16 protein-coding genes are annotated in these 17,805 nt (G+C 74.4%); 12 read left to right on the top strand and 4 right to left on the bottom strand.

The annotated features are described in order from the left end of the window. The first annotated feature begins 101 nt into the window (after nucleotides 1-101). Nucleotides 102-1,547 carry a sugar transferase gene (locus ACN27B_RS15870; RefSeq protein ID WP_396822789.1) on the top strand — a complete coding sequence of 482 codons (1,446 nt, stop codon included), beginning with the start codon at nucleotides 102-104 and terminating at the stop codon, nucleotides 1,545-1,547. Nucleotides 1,548-1,560: 13 nt separating this feature from the next. Here the strand turns inward: ACN27B_RS15870 and rfbD are convergent, their stop codons facing one another. Then, nucleotides 1,561-2,418, bottom strand: coding sequence for a dTDP-4-dehydrorhamnose reductase (gene rfbD, locus ACN27B_RS15865; protein WP_422745992.1), 858 nt, complete (start codon nucleotides 2,416-2,418; stop codon nucleotides 1,561-1,563). Next, on the bottom strand, nucleotides 2,415-3,416 hold the full coding sequence (gene rfbB / locus ACN27B_RS15860; RefSeq protein ID WP_422745722.1) for a dTDP-glucose 4,6-dehydratase: 1,002 nt from the start codon (nucleotides 3,414-3,416) through the stop codon (nucleotides 2,415-2,417). The genes rfbD and rfbB overlap by 4 nt, the downstream gene beginning before the upstream one ends. An 88-nt stretch (nucleotides 3,417-3,504) precedes the next feature. On the opposite strand from rfbB, the gene rfbA reads away from it, so the two are divergent. Together rfbA and ACN27B_RS15850 are read left to right on the top strand one after the other, a co-directional pair. After that, entirely contained in the window at nucleotides 3,505-4,392 is an 888-nt protein-coding gene (gene rfbA / locus ACN27B_RS15855) for a glucose-1-phosphate thymidylyltransferase RfbA (RefSeq protein WP_422745720.1), read from the top strand. Then, nucleotides 4,389-4,997, top strand: coding sequence for a dTDP-4-dehydrorhamnose 3,5-epimerase family protein (locus ACN27B_RS15850; RefSeq protein ID WP_099162339.1), 609 nt, complete (start codon nucleotides 4,389-4,391; stop codon nucleotides 4,995-4,997). Before rfbA ends, ACN27B_RS15850 begins: the two co-directional genes overlap by 4 nt. On the opposite strand, the gene ACN27B_RS15845 is transcribed toward ACN27B_RS15850, so the two are convergent. Continuing rightward, nucleotides 4,943-5,878: a YveK family protein gene (locus ACN27B_RS15845; protein WP_422745718.1), complete on the bottom strand. Its 936-nt coding sequence runs from the start codon at nucleotides 5,876-5,878 to the stop codon at nucleotides 4,943-4,945. The genes ACN27B_RS15850 and ACN27B_RS15845 overlap by 55 nt on opposite strands. Nucleotides 5,879-6,030: 152 nt before the next feature. Between ACN27B_RS15845 and ACN27B_RS15840 the strand changes: the two genes are divergently transcribed. The 7 genes from ACN27B_RS15840 to ACN27B_RS15810 are packed head-to-tail and all read left to right on the top strand — an operon-like array spanning nucleotide 6,031 to nucleotide 13,985. Further along, entirely contained in the window at nucleotides 6,031-7,224 is a 1,194-nt protein-coding gene (locus tag ACN27B_RS15840) for a hypothetical protein (protein ID WP_422745716.1), read from the top strand. Nucleotides 7,225-7,226: 2 nt separating this feature from the next. Further along, nucleotides 7,227-8,078, top strand: a complete 852-nt coding sequence (locus tag ACN27B_RS15835; RefSeq protein WP_091580962.1) for a glycosyltransferase — start codon at nucleotides 7,227-7,229, stop codon at nucleotides 8,076-8,078. Continuing rightward, nucleotides 8,075-9,169 (top strand): glycosyltransferase family 4 protein, encoded by a 1,095-nt coding sequence (locus ACN27B_RS15830; protein WP_422745713.1) that lies wholly within the window; start codon nucleotides 8,075-8,077, stop codon nucleotides 9,167-9,169. The genes ACN27B_RS15835 and ACN27B_RS15830 overlap by 4 nt, the downstream gene beginning before the upstream one ends. Continuing rightward, nucleotides 9,156-10,490, top strand: a complete 1,335-nt coding sequence (locus tag ACN27B_RS15825) for a hypothetical protein (RefSeq protein ID WP_099162341.1) — start codon at nucleotides 9,156-9,158, stop codon at nucleotides 10,488-10,490. The genes ACN27B_RS15830 and ACN27B_RS15825 overlap by 14 nt, the downstream gene beginning before the upstream one ends. Continuing rightward, a complete protein-coding gene (locus ACN27B_RS15820; RefSeq protein WP_422745711.1) occupies nucleotides 10,487-11,413 on the top strand; it encodes a glycosyltransferase family 2 protein in 927 nt (308 codons plus the stop codon). Before ACN27B_RS15825 ends, ACN27B_RS15820 begins: the two co-directional genes overlap by 4 nt. Further along, complete coding sequence (locus tag ACN27B_RS15815; protein WP_099162342.1) at nucleotides 11,413-12,270, top strand: glycosyltransferase; 858 nt, start codon at nucleotides 11,413-11,415, stop codon at nucleotides 12,268-12,270. Before ACN27B_RS15820 ends, ACN27B_RS15815 begins: the two co-directional genes overlap by 1 nt. Nucleotides 12,271-12,299: 29 nt before the next feature. Next, a complete protein-coding gene (locus ACN27B_RS15810) occupies nucleotides 12,300-13,985 on the top strand; it encodes a glycosyltransferase family 39 protein (protein WP_422745709.1) in 1,686 nt (561 codons plus the stop codon). Here the strand turns inward: ACN27B_RS15810 and ACN27B_RS15805 are convergent. After that, nucleotides 13,982-15,163 (bottom strand): hypothetical protein, encoded by a 1,182-nt coding sequence (locus tag ACN27B_RS15805; RefSeq protein WP_091580978.1) that lies wholly within the window; start codon nucleotides 15,161-15,163, stop codon nucleotides 13,982-13,984. The genes ACN27B_RS15810 and ACN27B_RS15805 overlap by 4 nt on opposite strands. A 125-nt stretch (nucleotides 15,164-15,288) precedes the next feature. Between ACN27B_RS15805 and ACN27B_RS15800 the strand changes: the two genes are divergently transcribed. After that, entirely contained in the window at nucleotides 15,289-16,134 is an 846-nt protein-coding gene (locus ACN27B_RS15800) for a MurR/RpiR family transcriptional regulator (protein ID WP_422745707.1), read from the top strand. A gap of 12 nt (nucleotides 16,135-16,146) precedes the next feature. Then, nucleotides 16,147-17,796, top strand: coding sequence for a urocanate hydratase (gene hutU, locus ACN27B_RS15795; RefSeq protein WP_422745705.1), 1,650 nt, complete (start codon nucleotides 16,147-16,149; stop codon nucleotides 17,794-17,796). Nucleotides 17,797-17,805: the final 9 nt, after the last annotated feature.

Raw genomic sequence — 17,805 nt, 5'->3', positions numbered from 1 at the left:
ACTGCCGTGGCGGCTCTGGCGGGCGGGCGGGGCCGCTCATATCCTGCGATCGCCCCGGGTCCATCGGCAGAGGACCGGGGCGTCACGGGGGAGGATCCACCATGCCACGCCTACCGGCGTACGAGCATCCGGCCGCGCAGCCGCCGGGCGTCACATCGATGACCGGCAGTATGGACACGACCACGGTGCTGCCGTACGCCGGCACCCGGGCCTCGACGCGTACCCGGCGGTTGCGGGCCTGGATGGTGACCGCGCCCATCGACGTCGCCGCGCTGCTCGCACCGCTGCTGCTGACCCAGGACTACTGGCGCGGGACGCTGTCCAACGCGGCGCTGACGGTGGGCCTGCTCGCCACCGGCGGGCTCTACCGACCCCGCCGGCACATCAGCATCCTGGACGAGCTGCCCAGCCTCGGCGGGCGCCTGCTCGCCGCCGGCGCGGTGGTGGCCATCATCGCCGCGCTGCGCCACGACTCGGTGGTCTACCTCGGCGGTTTCATGCGCGGCCTCGCGCTCTCCGCCGGGCTGGTGGTGGTCGGGCGGGCGGTCAACTCCCGGATCGTCCTGCTCGCCCGGCGGCGCCGCTGGGTGGAGCACAACGCGATCGTCGTCGGCGGCGGCCCGATCGGCGCGGAACTCGCCCGGCTGCTGCGCCGCTACCCGCAGTACGGGCTGCGGTTCGTGGGCGCGGTGGACGCGCCGTCGCGGCCGCGCCTGGGCGCACTGCCGCTCATCGGGACCATCGACGACGTCGAGAAGCTGGTCACGATGGTGGAGTGCGAGGTCCTGGTCATCGCCGACCCGGACTGCTCGGAGTCCGACCTGATGGAGGCGCTGCTCCGACCGGCGAGTTCCCGCTGCGACCTGTGGGCGGTGCCGCGGCTGTGGGGCTCCCGGTCCCAGGGCGGTCACCCGGACCACATCGGAGCCATCCCGATCGTCAAGATCGGCGACACCACGCTGAGCGGTCCACGGTGGTGGGTCAAGCGCGCCTCCGACGTGCTCTTCGCGGTGGTCGCGCTGATCCTGCTGAGCCCGCTGCTGCTGCTCTGCGCGCTCGCCACGTTCCTCGACGGCGGGCGCGGGATCTTCTTCCGGCAGGAGCGGATCGGCCGCTACGGCGAGCCGTTCCAGGTCGTCAAGTTCCGCACCATGCGTCCCGCCGACGAGCACGAGTCGCAGACCACCTGGTCGATCGCGCACGACCGGCGCGTCGGCCCGATCGGCCGGTTCCTGCGGCGCACCTCGCTGGACGAGCTGCCCCAGCTGTGGAACATCCTGCGCGGCGAGATGAGCGTGGTGGGGCCACGGCCCGAGCGGCCCTACTTCGTGGAGAAGTTCTCCGTGGAGTACCCCACCTACGCGATGCGCCACCGCGTGCCGGTGGGGCTCACCGGCCTGGCACAGGTCAGCGGCCTGCGCGGGGACACGCCGATCTCGGACCGCGCCCGGTTCGACAACTACTACGTGGAGAACTGGTCGCTCTGGCTCGACATCAAGATCGTTCTGCGGACCGTGACGGAGGTCTTCCGGGGCGGCGGTCGCTGAGGCCCGACGGCGCTCAGCGGGCCAGCGCCTCGGCCAGGTCGGCGTGCCACGGCCCCGGCGGCGGCAGCTTCGCGGCGGCCCACCGGCCGTGGGCCAGCACGCTGTAGCGGGGACGCGGCGCCGGGCGCGGGAAACGGTCGCTGGCGGTCGGGCGGATCCGGTCCGGGTCCAGGCCGCGCAGGGCGAACACCGCGCGGGCCAGCCCGTACCAGGTGGTCTCGCCGGCGGCGGTGCCGTGGTAGGTCCCCGGCGCCGCGTCGCCGGCGAGCGCCGCGTCGGCCAGCGCGACGAGCCGCTCGGCGAGCCGGTACGACCAGGTCGGCTGCCCCCGTTGGTCGTCGACCACGTCGAGGTGGTCGCGCTCGGCGGCCAGCCGCAGCACGGTGGTGACAAAGTTGCGGCCCGAGGTGTTGTAGAGCCAGGCGGTGCGCACCACGTACCCGGTCTCGGGCAGCAGCCGGGCCACCGCCCGCTCGCCGGCGAGCTTGCCGCGCCCGTACGCGTTGACCGGGCCGGTCGGCGCGTCCTCCGGGTAGGGCTCGGTGGCGTCGCCGGGGAACACGTAGTCGGTGGAGACGTGCACCATCCGGGCCCCGGCCAGGGCGCAGGCCCGGGCCAGGTGGGCGACCGCCGCGCCGTTGACCGCCGTGGCCGCCGGCTCCCGGGTCTCGGCGCCGTCCACATCGGTCCACGCCGCGGCGTTGAGCACCACGTCGTGGCCGGCGACCGCCGCCCGCACCGCCCGCTCGTCGGTGACGTCGAGGTCGGCGCGGGTGGCGGCGGTGACGGTGAGGTCCGGGCGGGTGCGCAGCACGGCCAGCAGGTCCCGCCCGAGCATCCCGCCCGCGCCGGTGACGAGCAGCCGGCTCACCCGCGGGTCGCCGTCTTCAGCGGCTCCCACCAGGCCCGGTTGTCCCGGTACCAACGCACCGTCTCCGCCAGGCCCCGGTCGAGGTCGATGCTCGGGGCGTACCCCAGCTCTGTGCTGATCTTGGTGATGTCCAGCGAGTAGCGACGGTCGTGGCCCTTGCGGTCGGTCACCGGCACGACCCGGTCCCAGTCGGCGCCGCACGCGGCGAGCAGCCGGGCGGTGAGGTCCCGGTTGGTCAGCTCGGTGCCGCCGCCGATGTGGTAGACCTCGCCGGCCCGCCCCTTCTCCTGCACCAGCGCGATGCCCCGGCAATGGTCGTGCACGTGCAGCCAGTCCCGGACGTTGCCGCCGTCGCCGTAGAGCGGCACGGTGCCGCCGTCGAGCAGGTTGGTGACGAAGAGCGGGACGACCTTCTCCGGGTACTGGTAGGGCCCGTAGTTGTTGGAGCAGCGGGTGACCACCACGTCCAGGCCGTGGGTGCGGTGGTAGGCCAGCGCCAGCAGGTCCGAGCCGGCCTTCGAGGCCGAGTACGGGGAGTTCGGCGCCAGCGGCCAGTCCTCGGTCCAGGAGCCGGAGTCGATCGAGCCGTAGACCTCGTCGGTGGAGACGTGCACGAACCGCCGCGTGCCGTGGCGCAGCGCGGCGTCGAGCAGGGTCTGGGTGCCCAGCACGTTGGTGGTGACGAACGGCGCGGCCCCGGTGATGGACCGGTCCACGTGCGACTCGGCGGCGAAGTGGACGAGCACGTCGTGCCCGGGCACGACCGCGTCGACGGTCACCGGGTCGCAGATGTCGCCCTGCACGAAGCGCAGCCGGGGGTCGTCGCGCACCGGCGCGAGGTTGGCCGGGTTGCCGGAGTAGGTGAGCTTGTCCAGCACGGTCACCCCGGCGGGCGCCAGGTCCGCCACCCCGGCCGCGTCGCCGCCGGGCACGCCCAGCAGCAGCCGCACGTACTCCGACCCGATGAAGCCGGCGCCGCCGGTGACGAGGATCCTCACGGGACCGGGAGTCTACGCGAAGCCGCAGCGCAGGCCGGGGCCGACGACGGGCACCCGCGCGACGCGCCGTGGCCGGTACCCTCCGCGGGTGCGTGGAATCCTGCTCGCCGGCGGCACCGGCTCCCGGCTCTGGCCGATCACCCGGGCCGTGTCCAAGCAACTGATGCCGGTGTTCGACAAGCCGATGGTCTACTACCCGCTCTCCACGCTGGTGATGGCCGGCGTGCGGGACGTTCTGATCATCACGACGCCGGACGACCGGGCCCAGTTCGAGCGGCTGCTCGGCGACGGCGCCCAGTGGGGACTGCGGCTGGAGTACGCCGAGCAGGCCCGCCCGGAGGGCATCGCGCAGGCGTTCCTGCTCGGCGCGGACTTCATCGGCGACGAGGCGGTCGCCCTGATCCTGGGCGACAACATCTTCCACGGCGTCGGCCTCGGTCGGCAGCTCGCCCAGCACGGCGACCCGGCCGGCGCCCGCGTCTTCGCCTACCCGGTCGCCAACCCGGGCGACTACGGCGTGGTGGAGTTCGACGCGGCCGGCCGGGTGCTGTCGATCGAGGAGAAGCCGGCCCGGCCCCGGTCCCGGTACGCGGTGCCCGGCCTCTACTTCTACGACAACCGGGTGGTCGACGTCGCCCGCAAGCTCACCCCCAGCACCCGGGGCGAGTTGGAGATCACGGCGGTGAACGAGACCTACCGCGAGTGGGGCGAGCTGTCGGTGACCGTGCTGGACCGGGGCACGGCCTGGCTGGACACCGGCACGTTCACCTCGATGATGCAGGCCGCCGAGTTCGTCCGGGTGATCGAGGAACGGCAGGGCATGAAGATCGGCTGCGTCGAGGAGGTGGTCTGGCGGTCCGGCCTGATCGACGACGACCGGCTGCGGACGCTGGCCCACCCGCTGACCCGCAGCGGATACGGCGAATACCTGCTCGGGCTGCTGGCCGAGGGGTCGACTGTGGGGAGCGGCTCGTGAAGGTCCGGCCGTTGGGCATCGAGGGCGCCTGGGAGATCACGCCCCGGCAGCACGGCGACTCCCGCGGACTGTTCCTGGAGTGGTACCGGTTCGACCACCTCGCCGACGCGGTCGGGCATCCGCTGCGGCTGGCGCAGGGCAACCTCTCGGTCTCCGCGCGGGGCGTGGTGCGCGGCATCCACTTCGCCGACGTACCGCCCGGCCAGGCGAAGTACGTGACCTGCGTACGCGGGGCCGTCGTCGACGTGATCGTGGACGTCCGGGTGGGCTCGCCGACCTTCGGCCGGTGGGAGGCCGTGCGCCTGGACGACGTCGACCGACGGGCGGTCTATCTCAGCGAGGGCCTGGGGCACGGCTTCTGCGCGCTCACCGACGACGCCACGCTGAGCTACCTCTGCTCGACCACCTACGACCCGACCGTCGAGCGTGCCGTGCACCCCCTGGACCCGGAACTGGCGATCGACTGGCCGGCGGGGACACCGCTGCTCTCCGACCGGGACGCGGCCGCGCCCAGCCTGGCCGAGGCACGCGACGCGGGCCTGCTGCCCGACTACGGCACCTGCCGCGCCTTCACCGCAGGGCTGGCCACCCGCCCGTCGTCCTGATCCGGCTCCTCGCCGGGCGCCGGCGAGGTGGCCACGGACGCTCCGCCGGGCGTCGGCCGGACCGGGTCGGGCCGGTCGCCGTCGGACGCCGACGGGTCGACGCCGGGCGGGAAGTCGTCGGCATCGCCGTCCGGCTCCGGCCCGTCGAGGTTCGGCCCGTCCACGTCCGGTCCGTCGAGGTCCGGTCCGTCGAGGTCCGGTCCGGAAGCGACCGGACGCCGCCGCACCGCCGCCCAGACGGTACGCAGATCCGCGCCGACCGGTGTGCCGGCGCGGCGGTAGCCGAGCACCAGCGCGACCCCGAGGCCGATCGCGAGCCCGCCGAACGCGCCGCCGAGCGCGTGCAGCGGCCACCACACCGGTTCCGGGCGTCGCGGCGCGACGGCGGGCCGGACGACGGCGACCTGGGCCTTCAGCCCCAGCCCGGCGGGGGGCAGGTCACGCCGGGCGATCCGTTGCAGCTCGGCGGCGAGCGCGTCGGCGATCGCCGCGGCCGTCGCGCCCGACCGGTCGGTGACGGCCACGTCGATCGCCAGCGCGTCCACCGTGGACGACGCCACGACGCGCGTGGCGAGGTCGTCGGTGGTGTACGGCAGGCGGAGTGAGTCGATCACCGGGCGGGTGAGCCGGGGCGTGTTCATCATGGTGGCGTACGTCTTCACCCGCCGTTGCATGAGCCGGCCGGCCTCCGGCGCGGACGGGCGGGGCTGCGGCGGGGCGGCCCCCTCGGCCACGAACGTGACGAGCAGCTGCGTCTCGGCGCGGTAGACGGGGTCCCGGCGCGCGGCCGGAACTCCGGTGACGACGCCGCCCAGCAACGCGAGCGCCACCACGATCGTCCACCGCCGGCCGATCACGTCGCGGTAGCGGGCCAGGTCCACGAGGCGTGAGCCTACCGGGCGGCCCGGAACCGGCCGGCCCGAGCCGTACCCGGTTGCCGGCGATTGCGGAGGGCCGCTCCGGTCGGGTAGAACAGGCCGGCGACGTGGACTCGTCGTGCCCGCACATCCGCGCATCCTGGGGGAGGACCGTGGTGGACCTGGCGCGGCGTCTCGTCTCCCCCGAGCGTCTCTACCTCGTCGCCCTCGGCCTGACCGGGCTCGCCGCGCTGGTGTCGGTGACCCTGCCGGCGGCGGAGCGGGGGGAACTCGCCGCGAACATGGTGAGCGCCACGGTGGGTGCCGCGCTCGGCGGTCTCTCCGTCGACACCTTCCTGCTCTCCCGCCCGGCCGGCTGGATCATGTCCCGGGGCCGGGGGTGGATCGCCGGCATTCTCGCCGTGTCACTCGGCCTCACCGCGCTGGCGGCGGCGGCGCTGACCACGGCAGCCGGTCTGGGCAGCCACCCGGTGGCCATGGCGGCCGGCTGCGCCCTCACCGTCTTCAACACCGCCGCCTCGCTGGGTCTGCGGCTGCGCCGGTTCTGGTTCGTCTACGCCATGCGTGCCCTCGGCGGCGCGGTGCTGGTGGCGGGCTACGGGCTGCTCTGGCTGGGCCGGCGGCTCGACGGTGGACTGTGGAGCGAGCTGTGGCTGGGTGTGCAGGTCGGCACCGCGGCCGTGCTGGGCGTGGCGGTACTGGCCTGGGCACGGCGGTCCGGGCCGGTGGCGGCGGCGACGGCCGGGCGACAGGAGTACCGGGCGGACCTGCTCGCGGTGGGCCGCCTGCATGTCGGAGTGTGCGCGCAGATGCTGACGTACCGGTTGGGTCAGGTGCTGGTGGCCCGGTTCGCCGGCGCGGGTCCGCTCGGCGTGTTCGCGCTGGCCGTGGCGGCGCTGGAGTTCGCGCAGTCGGGCGCCGTGGTGCGGGCGCAGCGGATCCTGGCCGAACGCGACCCGGCCGCCGTCGGTGACCACGGTCGCGAGGTCGTCAAGGGTGCGTTCCCGATCGCCGCGCTCGCCGTCGTCGGCCTGGCGGTCCTCGGGATGCTGTCCCCGGACTACCGGAACGCATGGGTCTTCGGGCTGCTCCTGCTGCCCGGGACACTGGCGCTGTCGGCCGGCAAGACGTGGAGCGCGGCGCTGCTCAAGCGCAGCGGCGAGGGGGCGACCACGGCCGTCGCCCTCGTCACCATGTCCGTGTCGGTCGTGCTGTACGTTCTCCTCATCCCGTGGGCCGGCGCCGTCGGCGCGGCGGTCGCCTCGTCGGTCGCCTACTTCGTGTACGCGTTCCGGACGCGACAGCGCCTGCACCGGTCCACGCCGGCACTCGTCAATCGGATGGCCTAGCGGTGGACGTCTCAATCGTCGTTTTGACCTGGGAAGACTTCGAGCGCACCGACGGCTGCGTCCGCTCGTTGCCGGCCGGTGTGGAGGCCGTCGTCGTCGACAACGGCAGCGCCACCGCGATCAGCGAAGCGCTGCGGGCCATGTGCGCCGAGACCGGCGCCCGGTACGTCCGGTCGGAGACGAACCTCGGCTACGCCCGGGGCATGAACCTGGGCGTCCGGCACAGCACCCGCTCCCGGGTGGTCCTGTCCAACAACGACATCCTGGTGCGGCCGGGCGCGATCGAGCGGTTGACCGCCGCGCTCGACGACCCGACGGTCGGCGCGGCGTTCCCGAAGGTGCTGGACGCCACCGGTCGGGACCAGACCGCCGCCGGCCGGTTCCTGACCGTGGGCACCGGGATGGCCCACGCCACCGGGCTCAGCCTCGTCTTCCCGAAGCTGCGGATCGTGGCCCCGCCGGAGCGGGGGGACTGGCTCTCCGGGCCGTTCGTGGCGATCCGGCGGGAGACGCTGGACCGGATCGGCGGGGTGGACGAGTCGTCGTTCTTCTACTCCGAGGACCTGCGGCTGTGCTGGGCCGTACGTCGGCTGGGGCTGCGCCTGGCGTACCTGCCGGAGGCCGTGGTCACGCACGAGGACGACGCGAGCGCGAAGCGCCGGTGGGCCGCGGAGGAGATCGCCCGACGGCAGACCCGGGAGTTCATCCGGGCCAGCCGCGAACTGGCCGGCTGGCGGGGCACGGTCGCCTGCTCCGCGTACACCGTCGGGGTGCTCGCGCGCGCCGCCGTCGGCGGCGGCGCGGCCCGGCGGGCGGTCGCGCGGGGCGCCCTCGAGGGCATGGGTGCCCGATGAGGGTGCTGTTCGTCTGCACCACGGGGGGTTCCGGCCGGCGGCAGCTCGGCGGCGCGGAGCGCTTCCTGGTCGAGATGCTGCCGGCGCTGGCCGCCCGGGGTGTCGAGGTGGTGGCCGCCAGCCCGGACGACGAGGTGGCGGAGGCGTTGCGGGCGGCGGGCGTGCGGTGGCTGCCGCTCGGCGCCGCCAGGCGGGTCGACCTCGACTACGCGCGACGGATCCGGGCGCTCGTCGACGAGCTGCGGCCGGACGTGGTGAGCGCGCACCTGCTCTCCGCCGCGATGCACGCCCGCGCCGGGCTGGGTCTGCGCGGCCGGCGCACCCCGCTGGTGGTGACGTTGCACAACAGCCTCTGGCAGTACCGCGACGCGGCCGGGTCGCTGCGGGCCAGGGCCGCGGTGCAGGCCAACATCAGCACCGACCTGATGCTGCGTCGGCTGCGGCCGCACGCGACCGTCGCGGTCTCCGCCTTCGAGGCGCGGGAACTTCGGGTACGCGGGAAGGTCCGGGACGTCCACGTGATCCCGAACCCGCTCCCCGCGATCTGGCCGGACGCGGCCGACGGACCGGACCCCGCGCCGGACGGTCCGGTCCGCGTCGGCTTCCTCGGCCGGCTGGAACGGGAGAAGGGGGCCGACCTGCTCCCCGACGTGGCGACCGCACTGCCCGACGTCGAGTTCCTCGTCGCCGGCGCCGGCACCACGCGGCTGGCCGCACGGCCCAACCTGCACCTGATCGGCCGGGTGGACGCGGCCGACTTCCTCCGGAGGGTGCACTGCCTGCTGGTGCCGTCCCGGGTGGAGGCGTTCGGGCGCAGCGCGCTGGAGGCGATGTCGCTCGGCGTGCCCGTGGTGCACTCCGGGGTCGGCGGTCTGGCCGAGGTCACCGCGGCCGGCGACGGCGTGCTCGCCTACCGGGCCGAGCTGACCGCGCCGGCGTTGGCCTCCGCGGTACGCACGGCCACCCGCCCGGGCGCGTGGGACGAGCGACGCCGCGCACTGGCCCGGGAGTACACCGCCCGGCACTCCTTCGCCGGCTGTGTGGACACCTGGTTCGACCTCTACCGAGCGGTGGCCCATGACACCCGCTGAGCGACGGCTCTGGTCGGTCGGGATCCCGTTCGCGCTCGGGGTGGTCCTGCTCGTGTCGACCTGGGACGCCGGGATCGCGGTCACGATCGCGCTGGCCGTCGGCGCGCTGCTGGCCGCCCGTCGCCGGATGTGGGCGTTGGCCGCGTGCGCCGCCGTCTGGACCGCCGCGCTGACCGCCGTGCGCGTACTGCCCGGCCCGTACGACTCCTGGGCCGGTCGCGGGGTGCTGCCGGTGCTGGCCGGCTACGTGACCGTCTTCCTGCTGGCCTGGGCGGCCGGGCGGCGGCTGGTCGACCGGCGGGACGACGCCGGCACGCGGGCCCGGCCGGAGCTGACCTGGCCGTCCGAGCGACGCCTGCTGACCTACCTGCTCGTGCTGCTCGGTGTCGCGGCGGCGACCGCGGCGATCCGTTTCCGGGGCACCGTGCCGCCGCTGCTCGCCGACAACCCGGACGCCGCCCGGCAGGTGCTCCGCGAGCAGTCCAACCTGGTCATCGGTCTGCTCTCCGAGGCGTGGACGCTCGGGATGGGCATTTCGCTGCTGCGCGCGCTGTCCGGGCAGCGGCGGGCGCTGCCGGTCTACTACGCGCTCACGGCGGTCTTCACCGTCGGCGCCGCGCTCGGCGCGAGCAAGAACTCGGTGCTGGTGGGCATCGCGCCGGCGCTGATCGCCGCGCTGTCGGTGCGGCGTACCCGGGGGCGGGCCGCGAGGTTCCTGGCCGCGCGGACGCCGGTGGTGCTCCTGATCGGCGCCGTGGCGCTCGGCGCGGCGGTGTTCCTCGGCGGGCAGCGCACGATGGCCGGCACCGGCGCGTTCGAGACCGAGTTCCGGGCCCGTTACGGCAGCAACGCGTTGACCAGCAGCGCCGGCTCGCTCGACCTGTCCCTCAGTTCCTCCACCGAGACGTTCGGCCGGGTCTGGTCGCAGCGGGAGCACCTGGACCCCCGGTACGGCACATACTCGCTGACGTTCCTCGGCTCCCGGGTCGAGCCGATCGTCGGCAAGGCGGACCTGTACGGATTGACCTCACAGCTCAGCCAGCCGTACCTGATGAACACCGCCACCTTCGTGGCCATCCCGCTGCTCGACTACGGGCCGCTCGGCGCGGTGTTCTTCCTGCTCGCGCTCGGCCTGGCGGTCGGCGCGACGGAACGGTGGTTCGAGTTCTCGGCGGCTCCGGCCGGGCAGTTGGCCAGGGCCTTCGTCGTCTACTTCGCCCTGTTCGGCGTCTACGAGCTGTATCCGTTGATCTATCCGACCTGGCTGAGCCTGGTGCCCGGTCTGTGGATCCTGCACCGGCTGGGGAGGACCGCGGCGTGAACGGGACGTCGTTCGACGGGCTGACGGTGGTCACGGTCCTGTACCGGTCCGCCGGCATGCTGGCCGAGACGCTGCCGACCTGGGTACGCAGCGCCGGCGACCTGCCGGTGCGGTTCGTCTTCGCGGACAACTGGCCGGCGGACGGGTGCGCCGACGTCGTCGCCGCCCAGCTGCCCGCCGACCGCTACGCCTACCTGCCGGACGACGGCAACCCGGGTTTCGCCGCCGGGTGCAACCGGGCGGTGGAGACGGTCGGCACGAGCCACGTCCTGCTGCTGAACCCGGACGTGTGGCTACCCGACGACGCGCTGGCCCGGCTCTGTGCCGCCGCGGCCGAGCTCCCGGACACCCCGCTCGCGGTCGGCCTGGCCATGCACGGCGGCGAGTACGTCGGCATCGACCTGAACCCGGTGTCGCTCTTCATCGACCGCCCGGCGACGGTGGACCGGGCGCCGCTGGGCCCGTCCGGCGGGGCGGCGGTCTTCCCGACCGCGCTGTACCGCCGGTTCGGCGGATTCTGCGAGCACCTGTTCGCCTGGGGTGAGGACGCCGACCTGGCGTTCCGGCTCTACGCCGCCGGTCTGCGCACGCGCGGGCTGGACCTGGTGCTGCCGCACGCCGGCGGGCACAGCGTGGACGGCGACGACCGGTTGCAGGGGTTCCGGGCCTTCCTGCTGGCCCGCAACCGGCTGCTGGTGGCGGCGCGCACGTTCACCTGGCCGTTGCTGCTGGTCGCGGTGCCGGTGCTCGCGCTGGCGCACGTCGCGTTGGCCGCCCGCCGGGTCCGACAGGGCCTGCTGCGGCCGTTCCTGCGGGGCGTCGGGCGCGGACTGGTCGAAGGGCCGGGGGCGCGGCGGCGGTGGACCGGCCGCCGGTTCGGTTTCGGGTCGCTGCTCGGCTACCTGACCGCTCGGAGGGCGTGATGGCGGGACCGGTGTGGACCGTGGTGACGGTCACCTACAACTCGGCGGAGACGCTGCGTCGCTGCTGGTCCGGCGGGAAGCCGTACGAGTGGCTGGTGGTCGACAACGCCTCCGCCGACGACTCGGCGGCCGTCGCCGAGGAGCTGGGCGCGCGGGTGATCCGGTTGCCGGAGAACGTCGGCTTCTCCCGTGCCAACAACGTGGCGCTTCGCCAGGCGGCGGGCCGCTACGTGTTGTTCGCCAACCCGGACCTGGAGGTACGCCCGGCCGGCCTGGACGCGCTGGCCCGGCACCTGGACACGCACGGCGGACTGGTCGGGCCGCAACTGCTCGGCACCGACGGCACGCCGCAGGCGAACGGTCGCGGATTCCCGTACGCCACCGCGAAGCTGGGCAACCGCAGGGTGTGGCCGCTGTCCCGCCTGCACGCGTCCTACCGGATGGTGGCCGGTCCCGGCGAGGTGGTCCACGTCGCCTGGCTGATGGGGGCTGCGGTGGCGGGCCGGACCGCGGACGTGACCGCGCTGGGCGGGTGGAACGAGCGGTTCTTCCTCTACTACGAGGACCACGAGCTGGGTCTGCGCGCCTGGCGGCACGGGCTGCCGGTCGCGCTGCTCGGCGACGTACGGTGGACCCACCACTGGGCCCGGGCGACGAACTCGTTGCGCTGGTCGCGGGCGCACACGCTGGAGCTGCGCGGCGCCCGGACCTTTTTCGGCATGTTCCCCGAGTTCCTGGTGGGACTCCCACGTCCGGCCCGCCGGCACCGGCGGGCGGCTCGGCTGGTCGGGTCGCCGGTCCGGTCCACCGTGGCCGGTCCGCCGGAGGGTGCGGAACCGGGCCCGCGGGGACGCTGACGCGAACGCTGCTTTGATACGGTCTCGCCGTGTCCGTGACACGCCCGCTGCCGGCGTTCTCCCCCGCGGTGGCGCCCGGGTCACCGGCGGGGGCGACGGCGTCCCGACCGGCGGCGTTCGCCGCCTCCGGGTGGGACCGGGTCAGCCGATCGCCCTACTGGCCGGTCGCCGGCCTGCTCGTGGCGTTCGGCGCCGGGCTGCGGATCCGCCAGTGGAGCTTCGCACGCAGTTTCTGGAGCGACGAGCTGTACGTGGCGCACAACGTGCGCGAGCGTGGCTACCTGGACCTGTTGCAGCCGCTGGCGTTCAGCCAGTCGGCGCCGCCCGGTTGGCTGTGGCTGGAACGGTTCTCCTTCGAGCACCTCGGCGACTCCGAACGGTCCCTGCGGCTCGTGCCGCTGCTGTTCGGGCTGGCGCTGCTGCCGCTGGTGGCCGGGATCGGGCGACGACTCCTGCCGCCGCTGGCCGCGCTGGCGGCGCTGCTGCTCGTCGCGGTCGCCCCGTTCCTGATCGGCTACTCGAACGAGCTGAAGCAGTACAGCGCCGAGGCCTTCTTCGTGACCCTGGTGGTCGGGCTGGCGCTGCTGCTGTCCCAGGGTGTGCCGAGCTGGGCCGGTGCGGCCCTGTTCTGGTCCGTCGCGGCGGTCGCGGCCGTCTTCAGCACGCTGTCCATCCCGGTCGCCGGCACGCTCGGCGTGCTGCTGGTCGCGCAGACGCTGACCCGGCCGGGCCGACTGCCGGCCCAGCGGTGGCGGGACCTGGGTCGGTTCCTCGCCCCGGCGCCGGCCTGGGCCGCGGTGGCGCTGGTGGTCTACGTCCTGTTCCTGGCGCCCGGGCTGGCGGACCAGCAGCTCGCCGCCTACTGGCAGGGTAAGTCGATCTATCCGGCCCACCCTTTGACCGACCTGCCGGCCACCGTGGGCTGGTTCGTCGCGACCTACCGCAGCTTGGCGACGGTGCCGTTCGTGGCCTGGTCCGCGTGGGTCGTCGTACCGCTGCTGGTGCTCGGCGCGGCCGCGGGGCTGCGCCGGCTCTCCGCCGTCGCGGTGCTGGTCCTGCTCACCCCGCTCGCTGCCGGGCTCGCCGGGGCGGCGGTGTCGGTCTACCCGTTCAACGGCCGGCTGGCGCTCTACGCGGTGCCGGCCTGTCTGGTGCTCGCCGCGCTGGCCGCCGCGCCGCCGGAGGTCCGGGCCGGGATGCCGGCTCGCGTCCGCTGGGTGGTCGGGGTGGTGCTGCTGCTGGCCCTGGCGGTGCCGCAGCTGGCCACCGTGGTGGTGGCGACGGTGCATCCGGCGCGGGCCTTCGCCCAGGGCGGCGGCGCCAACGCGGCCGACTATCGCACCGCGCTGGACTATCTGGACACCCAACGGCGTCCGGGCGACCTGGTGCTGGCCACCACCGTCTCGTGGAACGCCCAGTCCTGGTACGGGCCTGCGGCGGACGCGTACGTGGTGGCGGCGGGCCCCGGCGGCTGTCCGGGAAGGACGGTGTCCACACTGCTGCCGGGGCGTTCGCGGGTCTGGCTCTTCCAGGCGACCGACTGGGCCGACGTGGCGAACCGGGACGTCATCGTCCGGCTCGGCGGCGGTGGCGTCGCCGTCGCCGAGCGGCCGTTCGGCGGTGCCCGGGTGGTCCGCTTCGACCTGGTCGCCGGCACCACCAAGGGGACCGACGTGTGCCTGGTGCCGCCGCCGAACGGCGCGGCCGTCCGTTAGCTGTGCCGCTGCCAGAGGTCGCGGAGCGCGTCCCAGTTGCCGCCGAGGCCCGCCCCGCACGGGGTCTCCATGTAGATCGCGGCGACCTTGTCGTCCCGGCCCCACCAGATGCCGCAGACCGGGCGGCCGTCCTGGCCGTTGCCGGCGTACTCGACGTAGTTGCCGGTGGCGCCGCTGACCCCGCCGGTGGCCTGCGCGGCCTCCCGCATGCCCGGGGCGAGCGCACGGCCGATGATGCCCATCTGCTGGCGGAAGGCCCGGGCGGCCTCCTTCTTCTCGGCCGACTCGTACGCCGCGAAGTGCAGTGACACGCCCAGGTAGCGGCAGAAGACGTGCTGCTTCTCGCCGTCGGCGAGCGCCGGGCCGCTCTTCTCGGTGTTGATCGCGCACCCACCCACCTCGCCGAGCCAGGGCTCGGCGAGCGGCATCAGCTCGGCGTCGAACTTCGCCTTGTTCAGCGAGAGCTGGGTGGCCTCGTAGAGCGCCGGGGAGGCGCTCGCCGAGGGGGTGGACGGCTCGTCGCCGTCGGCGAGCGCCCCGCCGGCGAGCAGCCCGGCGCCGCCGGCCAGCACCGCGGCCATCACCACGCCGCCGATCCAGAGACCGGTCCGGCTGCGCGGCGGACGCGCCACCGGGGCGATCCGGGGGCCGCCGGTCGAGGCGAGCGGGTCGGGAGCGGTGGCCTGGGCGGGGATGACCGGGACCGGCATGCCGGGTGACACCGGCGCGCCGGACGACGGCGCACCGGAGACCGGCTGCTGGGGCGCCATCGCCCACGGCTGCGGGCTCCACGGCAGCTGGGGCGGGGACGAGACCGGCTGCGGCGGCGCCGAGACCGGGGGCGGCGGCGGGAGGATCTCGGCCGTGGCGGTGCGCTGGTAGTCCATACCGAGGGAGCCGAACAGCCGCTCGGCGGCACCGTCCTCCTCGGACGGATAGGCCACCCAAGGCTGGCCGGCGGTGAAGTCGGCGTTGACGTAGCGGTGACCGCCAGGCGTCTGCGCCAGCACGTTGGCGGCGTTGGTGAAGGCCTCACGCCACCGCTGGTCGCCGGCCGCCGCCCCGTCGAGCGTCGCCACGGTCACCGGCCGGTCCTGCCCGTCGAGCGCGGCCCAGGCCCTGCCGACCTGGCACTCGCCCAGCACCTCGGTGAACCTGTACGGACCTTCCGGCTGCATGCCCCACTCCTCTGCTCACCCGCCGTGCGGATAGTACAGAGAGCACGCTCGCGGGTCCGCCCTGCGGTCGGATGGTGGGCGGCGCGCCCTTGCGCGGTGAAAGTTTTCATGCATAGAGTCAGCCCGTGAATGAAAGCGGCGCGTCCAGCCCCGACCGCCTGCTCGACCTCTTCCACGGCGTCCGCCTCACCCCGACCCAACGCCGCATCGCGCACTGCCTGGTGCGGCACGCGGGCGCGGCGGCGTACCTGTCCGCGGCGGAGGTGGCCGAGCTGGCCGGGGTCAGCCAGCCCTCGGTCACCCGGTTCGCCATGGCGCTCGGGCACGACGGCTATCCGGCGCTGCGCCGCCGGCTGCGGGAGCTGACCGCCGCCGGCGCGACGGACCCGGCCGCCGGGAACGCCCTGCAACGGGCCGTGCACGCCGAGATGGAGAACCTCGACCGGCTCGCCGCCCAACTGGCCGACGCCGACCGGATCGCCGGGGTGGGCCGGATGCTCGCCGCCAGCCGGCCGCTGCCGGTGCTCGGGCTGCGCGCCGGCGCGCCGCTGGCCGCGTACTTCGCGTACTTCGCCGCCAAGGTGCACCCGGACGTGCGGGTCCTCGACGACGGCGGCAGCCTGCTCACCGACCGCCTCGACCAGGCGGTCGCGGCCGGCGCCACCGCGCTGCTCGCCTTCGTGCTGCCCCGCTACCCCCGGGAGACGCTGGACGCGCTCCGCGAGGCCGCCGACGCCGGGCTGACCGTGGTGGCGATCACCGACTCCCCGGTGAGCCCGGCGGCCGACCACGCCGACGTGGTCCTGCCCGCCGCCGTCGGCGCCGATCTGGTCTTCGACCTGCACACCGCACCGATGACCCTGGCCATGGTGGTGCTCCAGGCGATCTGCGACGCCGCACCGGCCGAGACCCAGACCCGACTCGAGGCGTTCGAGTCGTCCGCCGCCCGCCGCCAGTTGTTCCTCGGCTGAGAGGAGTACGAGATGCACCAGCCCGTCCGCGCCGCCCGGGGCACCACCCGCACCGCGAAGGGGTGGCCGCAGGAGGCCGCCCTGCGGATGCTGATGAACAACCTCGACCCGGAGGTGGCCGAGCGCCCGGAGGACCTGGTCGTCTACGGCGGCACCGGGAAGGCGGCCCGGGACTGGCCGTCGTACCACGCGTTGGTGCGGACGCTCACCGAGCTGCGCGACGACGAGACCATGCTGGTGCAGTCGGGCCGCCCGGTCGGGGTGATGCGCACGCACGAGTGGGCGCCCCGGGTGCTGCTGGCCAACTCCAACCTGGTCGGCGACTGGGCCACCTGGCCGGAGTTCCGCCGCCTCGAATCGCTCGGCCTGACCATGTACGGGCAGATGACCGCCGGATCCTGGATCTACATCGGCACCCAGGGCATCCTCCAGGGCACCTACGAGACGTTCGCCGCGGTCGCCGCCAAGCGGTTCGGCGGGTCGCTCGCCGGCACGCTGACGCTCACCGCCGGCTGCGGCGGGATGGGCGGGGCGCAGCCGCTCGCGGTCACCATGAACGGCGGCGCCTGCCTGGTCGTGGACGTCGACCGGACCCGGTTGGAGCGGCGGGCGCACGACCGCTACCTGGACGAGATCGCCGACTCGCTGGACGACGCGGTCGAGCGGGCCCTCGCCGCGAAGCGGGACCGGCGGGCGCTGAGCGTCGGTGTGGTCGGCAACGCCGCCACCGTCTTCCCCGAGCTGCTGCGCCGGGGCGTCGCGATCGACGTCGTGACCGACCAGACCAGCGCGCACGACCCGCTGTCGTACGTGCCGGAGGGGGTGGAGCCGGGCGACGCCCGGGACTACGCGGCGGCCAAGCCGGCCGAGTTCACCGACCGGGCGCGGGCCTCCATGGCCAAACACGTCGAGGCGATGGTCGGCTTCCTCGACGCGGGCGCGGAGGTCTTCGACTACGGCAACTCGATCCGGGGCGAGGCGAAGCTCGGCGGGTACGAGCGGGCGTTCGACTTCCCCGGCTTCGTGCCGGCGTACATCCGGCCACTGTTCTGCGAGGGCAAGGGCCCGTTCCGCTGGGCCGCGCTCTCCGGGGACCCGAAGGACATCGCCGCCACCGACCGGGCCATCCTCGACCTGTTCCCGGAGAACGACTCCCTGGCCCGGTGGATCCGGATGGCCGGCGAGCGGGTCGCGTTCCAGGGCCTGCCGGCGCGGATCTGCTGGCTCGGCTACGGCGAGCGGGACCGGGCCGGGGTGCGGTTCAACGAGATGGTCGCGTCCGGTGAGCTGAGCGCGCCGGTGGTGATCGGCCGCGACCACCTGGACTGCGGCAGCGTGGCCAGCCCCTACCGGGAGACCGAGGCGATGGCCGACGGCTCCGACGCGATCGCCGACTGGCCGCTGCTCAACGCGCTGGTCAACACCGCGAGCGGCGCGTCCTGGGTGTCGATCCACCACGGCGGCGGCGTAGGCATCGGCCGCTCGATCCACGCCGGCCAGGTCTGCGTCGCCGACGGCAGCGCCCTGGCCGGGCAGAAGATCGAGCGGGTGCTCACCAACGACCCGGCGATGGGCGTGATCCGGCACGTCGACGCCGGCTACGACGACGCCCGCGAGGTCGCCGCGCGTACCGGCGTGCGCGTCCCCATGGCCGAGGCGTAAGGAGGGGCC

This window comes from Micromonospora sp. WMMD754, assembly GCF_049315235.1.
Taxonomy (GTDB): Bacteria; Actinomycetota; Actinomycetes; order Mycobacteriales; family Micromonosporaceae; genus Micromonospora; species Micromonospora sediminicola.
Note: the sequence above shows the minus strand (reverse complement) of the source record. Positions and strands in the feature narration are given on the sequence as shown.